Genomic DNA, 15,981 nt, shown 5'->3' with positions numbered 1-15,981 from the left:
GGGAGCGGCAGCGTGTGATGCCTACCAGGACTTCGGGCACCACCCCCCCTGCCCATTATGGCCTTTCCGCCTCGGCCGGAACCCTAACTACGGGAAGGATCTGCGGCAGGAGCGCAGAGATCGGGGAAAGCAGCAGATGAATTTTGCTGCACCACAGCCGGAATCGGGCTCCGGGAGCGCGTCCACGGTCAAACCTGAGCGCTTGCCCATTGAGCGTCACGCAGGGACTTTCTCGGGACCAGATAAGTCTGTCCCCCCGGAGTCGAGCTTGCAAACGAGACTGACTCAAAGATGTAAGCCAGAAGTCGAGCAGGAGGTGCGGCCCCAAGGCTCCTGATGAACCAGACCTGATCCAGGTCGGCGTAAAGCCCGTTCCATCACCAGGTGGACGGGCTTTTCTGATTTCAACCGGCAAGCCTGTACGTCACCCATACCAGGCAAGCCGCCCATAATTCTTGACAGCCTTTGGCCGATGGGGTTTGCCTATCAGGTTGCCGAGGCCAGCGAGGCTCGGCGGGACGCGAAGAAAGAAAAGGAAAATCCACCAGATGGCTCTCAAGAAGTCCGAACTCTACTCCTCCCTCTGGCAGTCCTGCGACGAACTACGAGGCGGCATGGATGCCAGTCAGTACAAGGACTATGTCCTTGTCCTGCTCTTCATCAAGTACGTCAGCGACAAGTATGCGGGCATGCCGTTTGCGCCCATCACAATCCCAGCGGGGGCCAGCTTCGCGGACATGGTGGCGCTCAAGGGCAAGCCGGACATCGGCGACCAGATCAACAAGAAGATCATCGCCCCGCTGGCCGACGCCAACAAGCTCTCCGACATGCCGGACTTCGACGACGCCACCAAGCTCGGGACCGGCAAGGAGAAGGTGGAGCGACTGACCAACCTCATCGCCATCTTCGAGAACAAGGCCCTCGACTTCTCCAAGAACCGCGCCGACGGCGACGACATTCTGGGCGACGCATACGAATACCTCATGCGCCACTTCGCCACGGAGAGCGGCAAGAGTAAGGGCCAGTTCTACACCCCCGCCGAGGTCAGCCGCATCATGGCAAAGATCATCGGCATCCGTGACGCCCAGACGACCAGCACCACGACGGTCTACGACCCCACCTGCGGATCGGGTTCGCTGCTGCTCAAAGTCGCCGACGAGGCCACCACTAATGTCACCCTCTACGGGCAGGAGAAGGACGCGGCCACCAGCGGTCTGGCCCGCATGAACATGATCCTGCACAACAACCCCACCGCCGAGATCGTGCAGGGCAACACCTTGGCCTCGCCACGTTTCAAGGAAGGCGACACCCTCAAGACTTTCGACTTCGTGGTCGCCAACCCGCCCTTCAGCGACAAGCGCTGGAGCACCGGCATCGACCCGCTGCACGACCCCTACGACCGCTTCCAGCCGTTCGGCACGCCTCCTGCCAAGCAGGGCGACTACGCCTACCTGCTGCACATCATCCGCTCGCTCAAAAGCACGGGCAAGGGCGCGTGCATTCTGCCGCACGGCGTGCTGTTCCGGGGCAACGCAGAAGCTGACATTCGCCGGGCGCTCATCCGAAAGGGCTACATCAAGGGCATCATCGGCCTTCCCGCGAACCTCTTTTACGGCACGGGCATCCCAGCCTGCATCGTGGTGGTGGATAAGCAGGACGCCCATGCCCGCAAGGGTGTCTTCATGATCGACGCCAGTTCGGGCTTCATGAAGGATGGCCCCAAGAACCGTCTGCGCGACCAGGACATCCACAAGATCGTGGACGTTTTCAACAAGTGCATCGAGGTCCCCAGATACTCACGCATGGTGCCAGTGGAGGAGATTGAGAAGAACGAGTTCAACCTCAACCTGCCTCGCTACATCGACAGCCAGCAGGCCGAGGACCTCCAGGACATCGAGGGCCACTTGAAGGGCGGCATCCCGGTTGCCGACGTGAATGCCCTCCAGCGCTACTGGGACGTCTGCCCGCAGCTCAAGCAGGCCCTGTTCAAGGACAACCGCCCCGGCTACCTGGACCTCGCCGTGGACAAGGCCGTCATCAAGTCGGCCATCTACGAGCACTCCCAGTTCGCAGACTTCATTACCGGCATGAACGCCCACTTCGACGCCTGGAGGCAGAAGAGTGCCGCAACGCTCAAACAGTTGCAGTTCGGCTGCCACCCGAAGGAGGTCATCACTGCGCTGGCCGAGGACCTGCTCACCCACTATACCGGCAAGCCGCTCATCAATCCCTACGACGTCTACCAGCACCTGATGAACTACTGGGCCGAGACCATGCAGGATGACTGCTACCTTATCGCTTCCGACGGGTGGAAGGCCGAGACCAGCCGCATCATCGTGAAGAACAAGCAGGGCAAGGAGAAGGACAAGGGATGGACCTGCGACCTTGTGCCCAAGGAACTGGTCGTGGCCCGCTATTTCGCCAAGGAGCAGGAGGCCGTTGACCAGCTCGCAGCCGACCTGGAGGCCGTCAGCGCAAGCATGGCCGAACTGGAAGAGGAACACGGGGGCGATGACGGGGCGTTCTCCGAACTCGACAAGGTGAACAAGGCCAACGTCGCCGCCCGGCTGAAGGAGATCAAGGGCGACAAGGAGGCCAAGGAAGAGGCCGCCGTGCTGGGACAGTGGAAGAAGCTCAACGAGGAAGAGGCTGACCTCAAGAAGAGCCTCAAAGAGGCCGAGACCAATCTCGACGCGTTGGCCTACGCCAAGTATCCCAAGCTCACCGAGGCCGATGTCCAGTCGCTGGTGGTGGACGACAAATGGCTTGCCGCGCTGGTCGGGGCCATCCACGGCGAGATGGACCGGGTCAGCCAGTCGCTCACCCAGCGGGTGAAGGAACTGGCGGAACGGTACGAAGCCCCGCTGCCGCAGATGGTCAGCCGCGTGGCTGAACTGGAAGAGAGGGTGAACAAGCACCTGGAGAGGATGGGGTTCTCATGGACGTGAAGCCCGGCTACAAGCAGACAGAGGTCGGGGTGATCCCGGAGGACTGGAAAGCTGGCGTTCTCGGTGATTTTGTGGCTCTCCAGCGAGGCCATGATTTAACAGACCGAATGCGTTGTCCGGGTAATATCCCTGTCATGGGCTCGGCAGGCCAAAATGGGTTTCACGATACTGCGCTGGCGAAGGGTCCAGGAGTCATTGTCGGTCGAAGCGGGGCTTCTTTTGGTCAAGTTCATTACTGCAAAGACGACTATTGGCCTCACAACACAGCTCTGTATGTAACCAACTTTCTTGGAAACGACCCACTCTTCACATTTTACTATATTAGCCATATCAATTTCACCAGCCACAACTCCGGCGGAGCTCAGCAATCGCTCAACAGGAACTTTATTTATCCAATTAAAGTCGCAACTCCGCATTACTATGAACAACGCGTCATCGCCACCGCACTCTCCGATGCTGACGCCCTCATCGAATCCCTGGAGCAACTCATCGCCAAGAAGCGGAGCATCAAGCAGGGGGCGATGCAGGAGTTGCTGACTGGGAAGAGGCGGTTGCCGGGGTTCAGTGGGGAGTGGGAAGTGAAGAGGCTGGGAGAGCTATTCGAGATTACATCCAGCAAACGTGTTTTTCAGCGCGACTGGAAGTCAGATGGGGTGCCATTCTATCGTGCCAGGGAACTAGCGATCCTTGGTGAAGCAGGCCATGTAGAAAACGACCTGTTTATTACGAAATCGTTGTACGAATCGTTTAGGAGTGTTCATGGTGTGCCCAGCGTCGGTGATATGCTTGTGACTGGTGTGGGAACCCTGGGAAAAGTTTTCACTGTGACCGACGATAAAGAATTTTACTTCAAGGACGGGAACATCATTTGGTTTAAGATCGGTGGGAAGGTGTCAGTTGAGTTCCTTCGACAGCTATATTTGACCACGATAGTCATGAAACAAATTACCGATGCGTCTGCTGGTACTACGGTCGGAACCTATACAATTTCTGGAGCGAAGAAGACAGAAATCCCGCTGCCCTCTATCCCCGAACAAGAAGCCATCGCCACCGTCCTCTCTGACATGGACGCCGAACTCTCCACCCTGGAGTCAAAGCTCTCCAAGGCCCGCCAGATCAAGCAAGGCATGATGCAGGAACTCCTCACCGGGAGAATCCGGCTGGTATGAAACCAATCCGCCTCTTCATCAGCAGTGTGCAGAAGGAGTTCGCCGCCGAGCGGGCCGCGCTCCTTACCTTCCTGACCGGCGACCCGCTGATGCGGCGGTTTTTCTCCCCGTTCCTCTTCGAGGACATCCCCGCCGCCGACAGACGGGCCGACCATGTCTACCTGGATGAAGTGGCTGCTTGCGCCATCTACGTCGGCCTGTTCGGCCTGGACTACGGCTACGAGGACCCCGAAGGCGTCTCCCCCACCCAGCGGGAGTTCGACCAAGCCACGCTGCTCCACAAGCACCGTCTGATCTTCATCAAAAGCGCCGACGCCTCCTCGCGCCACCCTAAGATGCTGGCCTTGATCCGGCGCGCAGAAGCCGAGCTTGTCCGCCGCAGCTTCGGTTCGGCTTCGGAGCTGGTCACGAACATGTATGCCGCGTTGATCCAGTACCTGGAAGCCAAGGAGCTGATCCGCACCGGCCCCTTCGACGCGTCCGCCTGTCCCAAGGCCACCCTGGACGATTTGGACGCGGAACGCATGAGCATGTTTATCCGTCGCGCCCGGCTGGCCCGCAACTTCCCCCTACCGGAGGAGGCCACCCCCGCCGAGCTGCTCACCCATCTGAATCTTTTCGACCGGGGCAGCCTCGCCAATGCCGCTGTGTTGCTCTTCGGTCGTCAGCCGCAGCGATTCTTGATCTCCTCGGAAGTGAAGTGCGCCCATTTCCACGGTGTTGAGGTCGCCAAGCCGATCCCGTCGTACCAAGTCTACAGGGGCACGGTCTTTGATTTGGTCGATCAGGCCGTGGACTTCGTCATGTCCAAGATCAATCTGCGCGTGGGCACCCGCGAGGCTGGCCCGGAAGCCCCGGTGGAGTATGAAATCCCGCGCGATGCGGTGGCCGAGGCCATCGTCAACGCGGTGGCGCACCGCGACTACACCAGTTCCGGCAGCGTGCAGGTGATGCTCTTCGCCAACAGGCTGGAAATCTGGAACCCTGGCACGCTTCCCCCCTCGCTGACCCTGGAAAAGCTGCGTCATGCCCATGGGTCGGTGCCGGGAAACCCTCTGCTGGCCGAGCCGCTGTATCTGGCGAAATACATAGAACGCATGGGAACGGGGACGGGTGACATGATCCGGCGCTGCCGCGAGGCTGCCCTGCCCGAACCCGAGTTCGCGGTCTCCGATGGTTTCACCACGACGCTGTGGCGCAGGCCCGTTGTCCCCACCCAGCAAGTCACCCCCGAAGTCACCCCCGAAGTCACCCCCGAAGTCACCCCCGCAGTTGTCCAAGTAGTGCGGGCCATGGCGGGAGAGGTGAGCCGGATCGACCTCCAGAAGGCATTGGGGTTGAGCGACGAGAAGAACTTCCGCAAGAACTACCTCCTCCCGGCCCTAGAGGCAGGGACCATCGAGATGACCAGCCCCGACAAGCCCAGGAGCAGCAAACAGCGCTACCGGCTCACGGACCAGGGAAAGAGGGTGCTGGAGACTCTTGAAAAGGAACAGGGTGGAACATGACCGACATCGGCAAGCCGGAACGCGTCACCCAGAACCGGGTCATTACCCTGTTCCGCGACGAGCTGGGGTACCGCTACCTGGGCGATTGGTCAGACCGCGAAGGCAACACCAACGTCGAGGACGGTTTGCTTGAAGCCCACCTGACCAAGAGCGGCTACTCCCCTGCCCAAATCAGCAGGGCCATTCACATGCTGCGCACAGAGGCCAACAATCACGGGCGTAGCCTCTACGGGAACAACCAGGCCGTCTACAGCCTGCTGCGCTATGGTGTGCCGGTGAAGACCGAGGCAGGCCAGCCGACCGAAACCGTCCACCTCATCAACTGGAAGGACCCGCAAAAGAACGACTTCGCCATCGCGGAGGAGGTGACTCTCAAAGGCAACCTCAACCGGCGTCCTGATCTGGTGCTCTACGTGAATGGCATCGCCATCGGCGTACTGGAGCTGAAGAACAGCCGCACCTCCATCGGCGACGGCATCCGCCAGAATCTTTCCAACCAGCTACCCGAGTTCAATGCATGGTTCTTCAGCACGGTGCAGTTCATCTTCGCGGGCAACGATTCCGAAGGAATGCAATACGGGACCGTTGGCACCCCGGAGAAGTACTTCCTGAAATGGAAGGAAGACGAGCAGGACAACACCCGCTTCAAGTTGGACAAGTACCTGCTGAAGATGTGCAGCAAGGACCGGCTGATCGAGCTGATGCACGACTTCGTGCTCTTCGACGGCGGGGTGAAGAAGCTGCCCCGCGTCCACCAGTACTTCGGGATCAGAGCCGCGCAGCGTCATGTCCGCGAGCGAAAGGGCGGCATCATCTGGCACACCCAAGGCAGCGGCAAGAGCATCGTGATGGTTCTCTTGGCCAAGTGGATACTGGAGAACAACCCCAACGCCCGCGTGGCGATCATCACCGACCGCGACGAGCTGGACAAGCAGATCGAACGCGTCTTCAAGGAAGCGGGCGAGGCGATCAAGCGCACCAGCAGCGGGCGGGATTTGATGAATCAACTTGGTCAGGCCACGCCACGCCTCTTGTGCTCCCTGGTTCACAAGTTTGGCCGCAAGGACGTGGACGACTTCGACGCCTTCATCAAGGAGCTTGAAGCAGCACCCAGCCAGACCGTGGGCGAGGTGTTCGTTTTCGTGGACGAGTGCCACCGCACGCAGACCGGTAAGCTGCACCGTGTCATGAAGGCCATGATGCCCAACGCAGTGTTCATCGGTTTCACGGGCACGCCCCTCCTGAAGAAGGACAAGCAGACCAGCCTGGAAGTGTTCGGCGGCTACATCCACACCTACAAGTTCAGCGAGGGCGTCGAGGACGGGGTCGTGCTGGATCTCATCTACGAGGCGCGGGACATCGACCAGCGGCTTGGCTCCGAAGAGAAAATTGATGCCTGGTTCGAAGCGAGGACCAGGGGTCTCAACGACTGGCAGAAGGACGAGCTGAAGAAACAGTGGGGCACCATGCGGAACGTGCTGTCCTCCAGGTCGCGCATGGAGCGGGTCCTGAACGACATCGTGTTCGACTTCAGCGTGAGGCCCCGGCTGTCCAACAATCGCGGCAACGCAATACTCGTGGCCTCCAGCATTTACGAGGCGTGCAAATACTACACCCTGTTCCAGAAGACGCCCTTCAAAGGCAAATGCGCGGTGGTGACCTCCTACAACCCGCAAGCCAAGGATGTGACCAGGGAAGAGACCGGAGCGAACACGGAGACCGACAAACAGTTCCTCTACAATACCTACATCGATTTGCTGAAGGATGTCGAAGCCAAACCGGGAATGACCAAGACCGAAACCTACGAAGAATGGGCCAAGGGGCTGTTCATCAAGGAACCGGCAAACATGAAGCTGCTGGTGGTGGTGGACAAGCTGCTCACCGGCTTCGATGCGCCGTCCTGCACCTACCTCTACATCGACAAATCCATGCAGGACCACGGCCTGTTTCAGGCCATCTGCCGCACGAACAGGCTGGACGGCGACGATAAGGACTTCGGCTACATCGTGGACTACAAGGACCTGTTCAACAAGGTCGAGAACGCCATCGCCGTCTACACCTCCGAGCTGGACCACAGCGCGGGAGGTGCCAGCCCTGAAGTGCTCCTGCAGGATCGCCTCAAAAAAGGGAAGGTGCGGCTCGATAACGCCCTGGAAGCCGTCATCCTGCTCTGTGAGGCAGTGGAGCCCCCAAAGGGCGAGCTGGAGCATATCCATTATTTCTGCGGCAACACGGAGATCCCCTCGGACCTGAAGGAGCGGGAGCCCCGTCGGGCAGCGCTCTACAAGGCCATCGTGGCCCTGGTCCGCGCCTACGCCAACATCGCGGACGAGATGGAGTCGGCAGGCTACACGGCAGCCGATGTTGGCCGCTTCAGGCAACAGATGAACCACTTCCTGAATCTCCGGGAGATTATCCGCAAGGCCAGCGGGGAAGAACTCGATCTGAAGGCGTACGAGGCCGACATGCGGCACTTGATCGACACCTACATCGAGGCTGACGAACCGAGGAAGATTTCCCCCTTCGACAATCTGGGACTGCTGGATCTGATCGTGAAGACCGGCATCGCCCGGGCCATCAACGACCGCCTGGGTGGGATCAAAGGCAACAAGGACGCAGTCGCCGAGACCATCGAGAACAACGTCCGCAGGAAGATCATCAAGGAGCACTTGAGCGACCCAGACTACTTCGAAAAGATGTCCGCGCTGCTGGACGAAATCATCGCCGCCCGCAAGGCGAAGGCCATCGAATACGAGGAGTACCTGAAGCGCATCGCAGAACTGGCAGTGAAGGTGGAAGCCGGGCAATCTCCAGAGACCCCGAAGTCGCTGGACACGGCTGGCAAGCGGGCGCTGTACAACAACCTGAAGCAGGACGAGGAGCTGGCCCTGAAAGTGGATCACGCGGTCAAGAACATACGCCCAGATGGCTGGCGAGAGCACTTGGCCAAGGAGAACATCATCAAGGCGGCGCTGCTGCCGATCTTGGACGGCGACACGGCAGAGGTGGAGCGCGTCTTCCTAATCATCAAGGCGCAGGGCGAATATTGATGGTCACCAGGATCAGCCTCGGCGAGATCGAGGTGGATGTTGTGCTGAAGGACATCAAGAACATTCACTTGAGTGTCTATCCCCCGCACGGAAAGGTCCGCGTTGCCGCACCGTCGCGCATGGACCTGGACACCATCCGCGTCTTCACCATCTCGAAGCTCGATTGGATCAGGAAGCAGCAAGCGAAGTTCCGCGACCAGGAACGCGAAACGCCGCGCGAGTATCTAGAGAGAGAGAGCCATTTCCTTTGGGGACGGCGCTATCTCATGAGAGTGGTTGAAGAGGATGAGGTCCCCCGTGTTGAGCTTGAGCACCGCACGATGACCTTGAGGGTCCGCCCCGGAACGGATGAAAACAAGCGGCAGGATATTGTCGAAGGGTGGTATCGGGGCCAAGTCAAAGCTGCGGCTACCCCACTCATCAAAAAGTGGGAGAAACGCCTTGGGGTTCAGCTTGAACGGTTTTCCGTGCGCAGGATGAAAACCCGATGGGGAAGTTGCAACCCCACGACCCGGAGCATCCGGTTCAACACCGACCTCGCCAAGAAGCCCAAGGACTGCCTGGAGTACCTCGTCGTCCATGAACTGGCCCACTTAGTGGAACCCACCCACAACTCACGATTTGTCGACCTCATGGACCGGCTCATGCCAAAGTGGAGGTTCCACCGGGAGCAACTCAACCAGTTGCCGGTGAGGCATGAGGATTGGTCGTATTGAGTAATAGTTTGTGTTTTTCCCCATGCGCAAGCTGGGTCTTGTCATTGTTTAGAGAAATACCATGTCACGCCATCCGAATTCAACTCCAACCTACATGAATAATAATTTTCGATGAAGTCATAATTGAATCAACCAAAGAGAGATGATCATAAATAGATCTTGCCACACAATTGAATCATGATAAAGTCCACACCTCATTCTCATGGAGGGAAGCAAGTGGACAACTTGGCAAGATTCATGGATGTCATACTCTTTGCAGAGGCACTGGCGGTGAAGCTTGAAAACCATGTCTCAGACAGCGACATGCCTGCACTGGCAAGACATCTGAAAACAACCGTATCCGTACTTAACAACATAGCCACGTGCGCGGACATTCCGACAAAATGTTTTGAGAGAAAATTATTGCGCTTTTTCAAGATGAGCAAACACATATTTATTCAATATGGTTCTACAAAGTACAGACATAGAGTGTGTAGAAAATACGAAGAATTCTTCTCTGAAAAAGATGATGAAGAATCTAAGTATGCCAGAGTTCTAGACCTTGCAGAGCGTCACTCAGGGTTTTATCGATACAACGAATGCAAAAACACGCTCCTAAACAAGGCCCTACAAGAGCGCACAGACAAAGAAGCGTTCTACGCATCAATACGTTGCCTAGGAGAGGCATTTGTTATTAGCGAGCACAATGCCAAAACGAAACAAATGCGCAAAGCGAGTGTTATTAAAATGCTTTTTAAATAGACCTACAGTCGTCACAGACCGGAGACCGGACCACCTTTCTGCGCTTGGAAGTTGCCCGTGAACCTTCCCCCGGTGGATGGAACCTGGATGCCATCCCCGGCCTCACTCTGACACCTTTTTAAAGGGCGGGGCCAACTGCCTGCGTGGTCTTCTTAAGCTTCGGAATCTCCACCTCGATTTCAGGCCTACCCTGACTCCTTGGAATATAGAAATTAAGCAACCACGGTGATTCCCGGACGAGGCCATAGACCGAAACTCCCAGATTACGGTACTCGGGATGCGTGTTTCATCTGTCACTTCGGACAAAATCGGACACGTTGTGGACAGCATCGGACAAGATCGGACACGTTGTGGACATGCATCGGACAATCGCTGGACACTTCACCAGCCATCCTTCAAGCGACCTCAGTATCATCGGTGGTCAACCAAGTTCACGATTGAAATGGCTTGCTACAAGTACGTTTTCGATATCGAGGAACCCTGCGTAGTCATCCCACCCTGCGTGCCCGTGACTTAGGGAGAAGTGAATTTGATGCAGATTCGGGAGGAGCACGTCCAAGCCCGGCCACTCGGCGTCATCGACATCAGTGATTTCACAAGGCCGGACAGCCGGGTTCTCTTCAAAAGGCTCATCCGCAAGGTTCACCCCCTTCTCTTCGAGCGTCCGCACGACAAGGTCTTCGAAGCTCGGATCAAGGTGGAGATATGAATTGGACTCACCACGATACACGAACACAAAGTGCTTACATCCACCGCGCTCCGAGGTGCATTTCTCTTGGCAGATGGGGCACACGAACACAGGCTCAACTCCATCGTCAGGCGTTCCAGAAAATTGCCAATCGTCGGGCAATTCAACAGGGATCGCCTCCTGCTGGGCCTCGCTCAACTCGCTGTACCGCCAGAATCCGTCAAGTTCATCCCGCCCCATATGTCTTCTCCTTTGATCTGATCGGTGTTGCAAACACAGTTACTTATGCGAACACCATAGGCTGTTCATTACCTCGTTGACATGCTGTGGAGTGTTTTGCCCTGGTTAACACCAGGGATTTGATCATATTCTTGTTTTTGATTGTTGCATAAGTACACAAATTGCTGACAGCAACGCATTTGCGCGAGATGAAAGCCATGCCTCTTAGTTATGCGAGAATCTCGAAAGCGAAGGACCAGAACATCGACCTCAGAGGGGTTGACCAAGAGGCCTACGAGAAGACCACCCAACTAGCCCCAATGAAGTCACCCAGGGATCGCTCTACCCCACACGGCTTCATCGTCTTGAGCCAACTATTCGCAAAAGCCGAAGCCATTTATCCCCTCCCCGGACGTTTCGCAAGCGACAACGCGGGGCGGATGGAACCACTGAACGGGGGCCAGGGGGGGGTACCCCCCCCTTATATTCTCGGAGATTCCCACCCGAAAAAGGATTGTTTGCTCGGCGCTAGGGGATCGGCAGTTGAGGGACAAGAGCACTTCCAGGCGGGTAACTTCGCGGGTAACTTAATTACGTTGAAAACAATTTATTTTTAAAATTCAGTAAATTATGCAACAGACTCGACTCCCCCCGCCCCACCAACAGGACTTCCAACCAAGTCCAATAAAGTCCAAAACCCCCAGGAATTTCAAGGAAAAGGCGGGCCGCAAGGGCCGCCTTCGTCCGTTTCAGTCCTTTGACATCCACTTTTTTTGTGAGTAACTCTGTGAGTAACCGCGAAGGACGGCTGAGGTGGTCCCGGTAGGTTGGACAGGTTGGCGGCGTTTCTAAGCTAAAGTCCGGTTGATTATCATGCCGCCTTCTGGGAGGCCGTTCCTTCCCGGTAGACGTCCATGGGCCGCTGTCCGTCAAAGGCGGTATGCGGTCGCTGTTCGTTATAAAAATGGAACCAGTGCTCAAGCGCACGTCGCGCCTGGCTGCCGGTTTCAAGCTCTCTCAGGTAGAGGCATTCCCATTTCACCGAGCGCCACAGGCGTTCGATGAAGACGTTATCCATCCAGCGCCCTTTGCCGTCCATGGAAATGGCCACTCCGGCGTTTTTGAGGGTCTGAGTGAATTCCTGGCTGGTAAACTGCGCTCCCTGGTCGGTGTTGAAGATTTCCGGAACTCCGTGTCGATTCAAGGCCTCTTCCAAGGCCGCAACACAGAAGTCCGCGTCCATGGTGTTGGACAGCCGCCAGGACAGCACCGCCCGGCTGTGCCAGTCCATGATCGCCACCAGATACAAGAATCCCCGCTTCATCGGCACATACGTGATGTCCGCACACCACACGCGATTCGGTCGATCAATCCGCAGTCCTCGCAAGAGATACGGGTAAATCCTGTGCTCGGGGTGCGGGGCGCTGGTCCTGGGCTTCTGGTAAATCGCCGTCAGCCCCATCTTGCGCATCAAACGCCGAACTCGCCCACGCCCCACCAGGATGCCCTGATTCTTGAAATGGAGCCGCATCTGCCGCGAACCGTAAAAGGGCGTCTCCAGAAACTGGGCATCAATCAGACGCATCAGCCCAAGATCCATAGCACTCTCTCCCTTGCGGCGATGATACCATGTCGACCGGGGCAAGCCGAGCATCCGGCATTGCCGGGAAATACTGAGCCTTGGATGACCTGTTTCGACCATCCCACGCCTTCGCTCCCGACTCACCGTCGAGCGAAGGCTCTCTCCAAAAAATCCTTTTCCACGGTCAGTTGGCCGATCTTCGCGTGCAGATCGCGAATCTCAGCCTCGCCATCCTTCTTCACGGCAGCGGCCTTTCCGGAGAATGCCGACACCATACCGTCCTTGGCCTGACGCTTCCAAGACGCGATCATCGTGGGATGCACGTCGTACTTGCTCGCCAGTTCAGACAAGGTCAATTCGCCGATCAAAGCCTCCAGGGCCACCTTGGCTTTGAACTCCGCAGAAAACTTCCTTCGCTTGGACATCGTAGACCGTCCTCCTCGCTTGAGGACTCCAGCTTAGCGAACTGTCCAATTTTCCGCATCCACCTCAGGCAAAAGATGCGTGAGTAACTCTGGCAAGCCGCGCCCTCCTTAGCCCCCGGAGGTTACTCACATGGCGCTTACAGATTTAGCGGTGAGAAACGCAAAACCCGGCCCTACACTTATCCGCATCGCTGACGAAAGAAGCCTGAGCCTGGAAATCTCCCCAAATGGCGGGAAGCGTTGGCGCTTCAGATATCGCTTCAACGGCAAGGCAAAGATGCTCTCTCTTGGCGTCTACCCTGACGTGAGCCTGAAGGACGCCAGGGAACACCGGGATGAAGCCCGCAGCCTTCTTGCTCAAGGGATTGACCCTGGAGAAGTGCGGAAGGCCCAAAAAGCCGAAGCGGAGATTGACGAAAACACCTTCGAGCGCGTGGCCCGCGAATGGTTCGGCAAGTTTCAGCCCACCTGGAGCCCCTCCCATGCCGACAGGATCATCCGTCGCTTCGAGAAAGATATTTTCCCTTGGGTGAGTAACAGACCTATCCGAGACATCCTGGCCCCGGAGTTACTCACAGTTGTTCAGCGAATCGAAGCACGCGGGCGGATCGAGACGGCTCACCGGGCCTTGCAGAATTGCGGGCAGGTATTCCGCTATGCCATAGCCACAGGCAGGGCTGACCGTAACCCCGCCAGCGATTTGCTCGGAGCCCTTCCCCCAGTCAAGGAGAAGCACCACCCAAGCATCACGGACCCCAAAGAGATAGCTCCCCTCCTCCGCTCAATGGACAGCTACCAGGTATCCTGCCCCCGGCTTGGTGAGCGGTTGCGCTAGCGGAGTTTTCGTGGCTGATTCCCAGGAGGAGATCGGCCATGAAACGACGGAAGTGGACCCCGGAGCAGAAGGCGCTCATCGTGCTCGAAGGCCTTCGAGGACGGACAATCGGCGAGTTGTGCAACGAGCACGGCATTTCCCAGGCTCAGTATTACCAGTGGCGCGACCGCTTCCTCGGCAACGCCCATCGCGTGTTCGAGACGGCCACCGTGGACAAGCGCACCCAACGGCTTGAGTCTGAGAATGCCAAACTCAAGGGATTGGTCGGCGAGTTGACCTTGGAGTTAAAAAAACGGACGGTTGGCCGTGAAACGGCGCGGCTCTTACGCCAAAGTCGCCGCCCGAAACGCCGATCTTCTGGACCGTATTCGCTCACTCAAGGCTGACCATCCGTTCTGGGGCTACCGGCGTATATGGGCTCATCTGCGCTTTGTTGATGAACTGACCGTCGGCAAGAACCGAGTGCACCGGCTTATGAAGGAGCACGGGTTGACGGTGCGTGGCAGTCAACTGCTCAAGGCCAAGCGCAAGCCGACCGGCAACAAGCCCAGGCCCAGCAGGCCGAATCAATGGTGGGGCATCGACATGACCAAGGTCATGATCGAGGGCTTCGGCTGGGTCTACGTGGTGATCGTGCTGGACTGGAACACCAAGAAGGTCGTGTGGCATTATGCCGGGTTGCAAGCTAGGGCTTGGCACTGGCTGGCCGCCCTGAACAAGGCCGTCAACCGGCAGTTTCTAGATGGCGCGAGGGGATCTGGCCTCAACTTGATGTCCGACAACGGCTGCCAGCCGACATCAGTGAGCTTCATGAAGGCTTGCCGGATCATGGGCATCAACCAGGCCTTCACCAGCTACTCCAACCCCAAAGGCAACGCGGATACGGAGCGCTTCATGCGCACGCTCAAGGAAGAGTTGGTCTGGATCAACGAGTTCACGAGTCCGGTTGCCTTCTTGGAGGCTCTGGACCGCTGGATCGACGGCTACAACGCAAACTATCTGCACTCGACCCTCGGCTACAGGTCGCCGGAGGCTTTCGAGGCAGAACAGCTCAGCCGCGAGACTCACTTAGCGGACGCTTGCTAAATGAGGGGCAGTACACTGGGCTTGCTGCCGGTCGGTTTGCGCTTGGCCTTGAGCAGCTGATTGCTCCGCACCGTCAACCCGTGCTCCTTCATAAGCCGGTGCACTCGGTTCTTGCCGACGGTCAGCTCATCAACGAAGCGTAGATGAGCCCATATACGCCGGTAGCCCCAGAACGGGTGATCAGCCTTGAGCGAGCGAATACGGTCCAGAAGGTCGGCGTTTCTGGCGGCGACTTTGGCGTAAGAGCCGCGCCGTTTCACGGCCAACCGTCCGTTTTTTTTAACTCCAAGGTCAACTCGCCGACCAATCCCTTGAGTTTGGCATTCTCAGACTCAAGCCGTTGGGTGCGCTTGTCCACAGTGGCCGTCTCGAACACGCGGTGGGCATTGCCGAGAAAGCGGTCGCGCCACTGGTAATACTGAGCCTGGGAAATGCCGTGCTCGTTGCACAGCTCGCCGATTGGCCGTCCTCGAAGGCCTGAGGTGGATGCGGAAAATTGGACAGTTCGCTAAGCTGGAGTCCTCAAGCGAGGAGGACGGTCTACGATGTCCAAGAGAAGGAAGTTTTCTGCGGAGTTCAAGGCCAAGCTGGCCCTGGAGGCATTGATCGGCGAATTGACCTTGTCTGAACTGGCGAGCAAGTACGACGTGCATCCCACGATGATCGCTTCCTGGAAGCGTCAGGCCAAGGATGGTATGGTGTCGGCATTCTCCGGAAAGGCCGCTGCCGTGAATAAGGATGGCGAAGCTGAAATTCGCGATCTGCACGCGAAGATCGGTCAGCTGACCGTGGAGAAGGATTTTTTGGAGAGAGCCTTCGCTCGACGGTGAGTCGAGAGCGGAGGCGCGGGATGGTCGAAACTGGCCATCCAAGGCTCAGTATTTCCCGGCAATGCCGGATGCTCGAATTGCCTCGGTCGACATGGTATCATCGCCCCAAGGGAGAAAGTGCCTTGAATCTTGGGCTGATGCGTCTCATTGATGCCCAGTTTTTGGAGACGCCCCTTTACGGCTC

The 15,981-nt window shown here is 57.6% G+C and carries 13 protein-coding genes and 1 pseudogene; 10 read left to right on the top strand and 4 right to left on the bottom strand.

Annotated features, from left to right (window positions below; genetic code table 11):
* Window positions 1–548 precede the first annotated feature (548 nt).
* From MLE18_RS00065 to MLE18_RS00040, 6 genes are all read left to right on the top strand, one after another.
* Window positions 549–2,948, top strand: a complete 2,400-nt coding sequence (locus MLE18_RS00065; RefSeq protein WP_243366087.1) for a type I restriction-modification system subunit M — start codon at window positions 549–551, stop codon at window positions 2,946–2,948.
* The gene (locus tag MLE18_RS00060; RefSeq protein WP_243366085.1) at window positions 2,939–4,117 is read left to right on the top strand and encodes a restriction endonuclease subunit S; all 1,179 of its coding nucleotides are present in this window, start codon (window positions 2,939–2,941) and stop codon (window positions 4,115–4,117) included. Before MLE18_RS00065 ends, MLE18_RS00060 begins: the two co-directional genes overlap by 10 nt.
* Window positions 4,114–5,625, top strand: coding sequence for a Fic family protein (locus MLE18_RS00055; RefSeq protein ID WP_243366083.1), 1,512 nt, complete (start codon window positions 4,114–4,116; stop codon window positions 5,623–5,625). Before MLE18_RS00060 ends, MLE18_RS00055 begins: the two co-directional genes overlap by 4 nt.
* Window positions 5,622–8,675: a type I restriction endonuclease subunit R gene (locus MLE18_RS00050; protein WP_243366081.1), complete on the top strand. Its 3,054-nt coding sequence runs from the start codon at window positions 5,622–5,624 to the stop codon at window positions 8,673–8,675. The genes MLE18_RS00055 and MLE18_RS00050 overlap by 4 nt, the downstream gene beginning before the upstream one ends.
* Window positions 8,675–9,391, top strand: a complete 717-nt coding sequence (locus MLE18_RS00045; RefSeq protein WP_243366079.1) for a M48 family metallopeptidase — start codon at window positions 8,675–8,677, stop codon at window positions 9,389–9,391. Before MLE18_RS00050 ends, MLE18_RS00045 begins: the two co-directional genes overlap by 1 nt.
* Before the next feature lie 216 nt (window positions 9,392–9,607).
* A complete protein-coding gene (locus tag MLE18_RS00040; protein ID WP_243366077.1) occupies window positions 9,608–10,132 on the top strand; it encodes a hypothetical protein in 525 nt (174 codons plus the stop codon).
* 421 nt (window positions 10,133–10,553) lie between these two features.
* Here the strand turns inward: MLE18_RS00040 and MLE18_RS00035 are convergent, their stop codons facing one another.
* Together MLE18_RS00035 and MLE18_RS00030 are read right to left on the bottom strand one after the other, a co-directional pair.
* Window positions 10,554–11,060 carry a hypothetical protein gene (locus MLE18_RS00035; RefSeq protein WP_243366075.1) on the bottom strand — a complete coding sequence of 169 codons (507 nt, stop codon included), beginning with the start codon at window positions 11,058–11,060 and terminating at the stop codon, window positions 10,554–10,556.
* An 850-nt stretch (window positions 11,061–11,910) separates the two neighbouring features.
* A protein-coding gene (locus MLE18_RS00030) for an IS3 family transposase (RefSeq protein ID WP_243366073.1) occupies window positions 11,911–13,046 on the bottom strand; the annotation gives its coding sequence in 2 pieces (ribosomal slippage) (window positions 11,911–12,794 and window positions 12,794–13,046; 1,137 coding nt in all).
* A gap of 130 nt (window positions 13,047–13,176) precedes the next feature.
* Here MLE18_RS00030 and MLE18_RS00025 point away from each other — a divergent pair.
* From MLE18_RS00025 to MLE18_RS00015, 3 genes are read left to right on the top strand one after another with little or no spacing between them, the layout of a single operon-like run.
* Window positions 13,177–13,881, top strand: a complete 705-nt coding sequence (locus MLE18_RS00025; RefSeq protein WP_243366071.1) for a tyrosine-type recombinase/integrase — start codon at window positions 13,177–13,179, stop codon at window positions 13,879–13,881.
* Window positions 13,882–13,919: 38 nt separating this feature from the next.
* Window positions 13,920–14,267, top strand: coding sequence for a transposase (locus tag MLE18_RS00020; RefSeq protein ID WP_243366069.1), 348 nt, complete (start codon window positions 13,920–13,922; stop codon window positions 14,265–14,267).
* Entirely contained in the window at window positions 14,188–14,967 is a 780-nt protein-coding gene (locus MLE18_RS00015; protein ID WP_243366067.1) for an IS3 family transposase, read from the top strand. The genes MLE18_RS00020 and MLE18_RS00015 overlap by 80 nt, the downstream gene beginning before the upstream one ends.
* Here the strand turns inward: MLE18_RS00015 and MLE18_RS00010 are convergent.
* Both MLE18_RS00010 and MLE18_RS18165 read right to left on the bottom strand, forming a co-directional pair.
* Window positions 14,964–15,227: an IS3 family transposase gene (locus MLE18_RS00010; protein WP_243366065.1), complete on the bottom strand. Its 264-nt coding sequence runs from the start codon at window positions 15,225–15,227 to the stop codon at window positions 14,964–14,966. The genes MLE18_RS00015 and MLE18_RS00010 overlap by 4 nt on opposite strands.
* Window positions 15,224–15,430 (bottom strand): annotated as a pseudogene (locus tag MLE18_RS18165) (transposase); the annotation flags it as partial. The gene MLE18_RS00010 and the pseudogene MLE18_RS18165, both read right to left, overlap by 4 nt.
* Before the next feature lie 82 nt (window positions 15,431–15,512).
* On the opposite strand from MLE18_RS18165, the gene MLE18_RS00005 reads away from it, so the two are divergent.
* On the top strand, window positions 15,513–15,797 hold the full coding sequence (locus MLE18_RS00005; RefSeq protein WP_243366063.1) for a transposase: 285 nt from the start codon (window positions 15,513–15,515) through the stop codon (window positions 15,795–15,797).
* The last annotated feature ends 184 nt before the right edge of the window (window positions 15,798–15,981 follow it).

It is taken from the genome of Fundidesulfovibrio soli (assembly GCF_022808695.1).
In the GTDB taxonomy this organism is placed as follows: Bacteria; Desulfobacterota; Desulfovibrionia; order Desulfovibrionales; family Desulfovibrionaceae; genus Fundidesulfovibrio; species Fundidesulfovibrio soli.
Note: the sequence above shows the minus strand (reverse complement) of the source record. Positions and strands in the feature narration are given on the sequence as shown.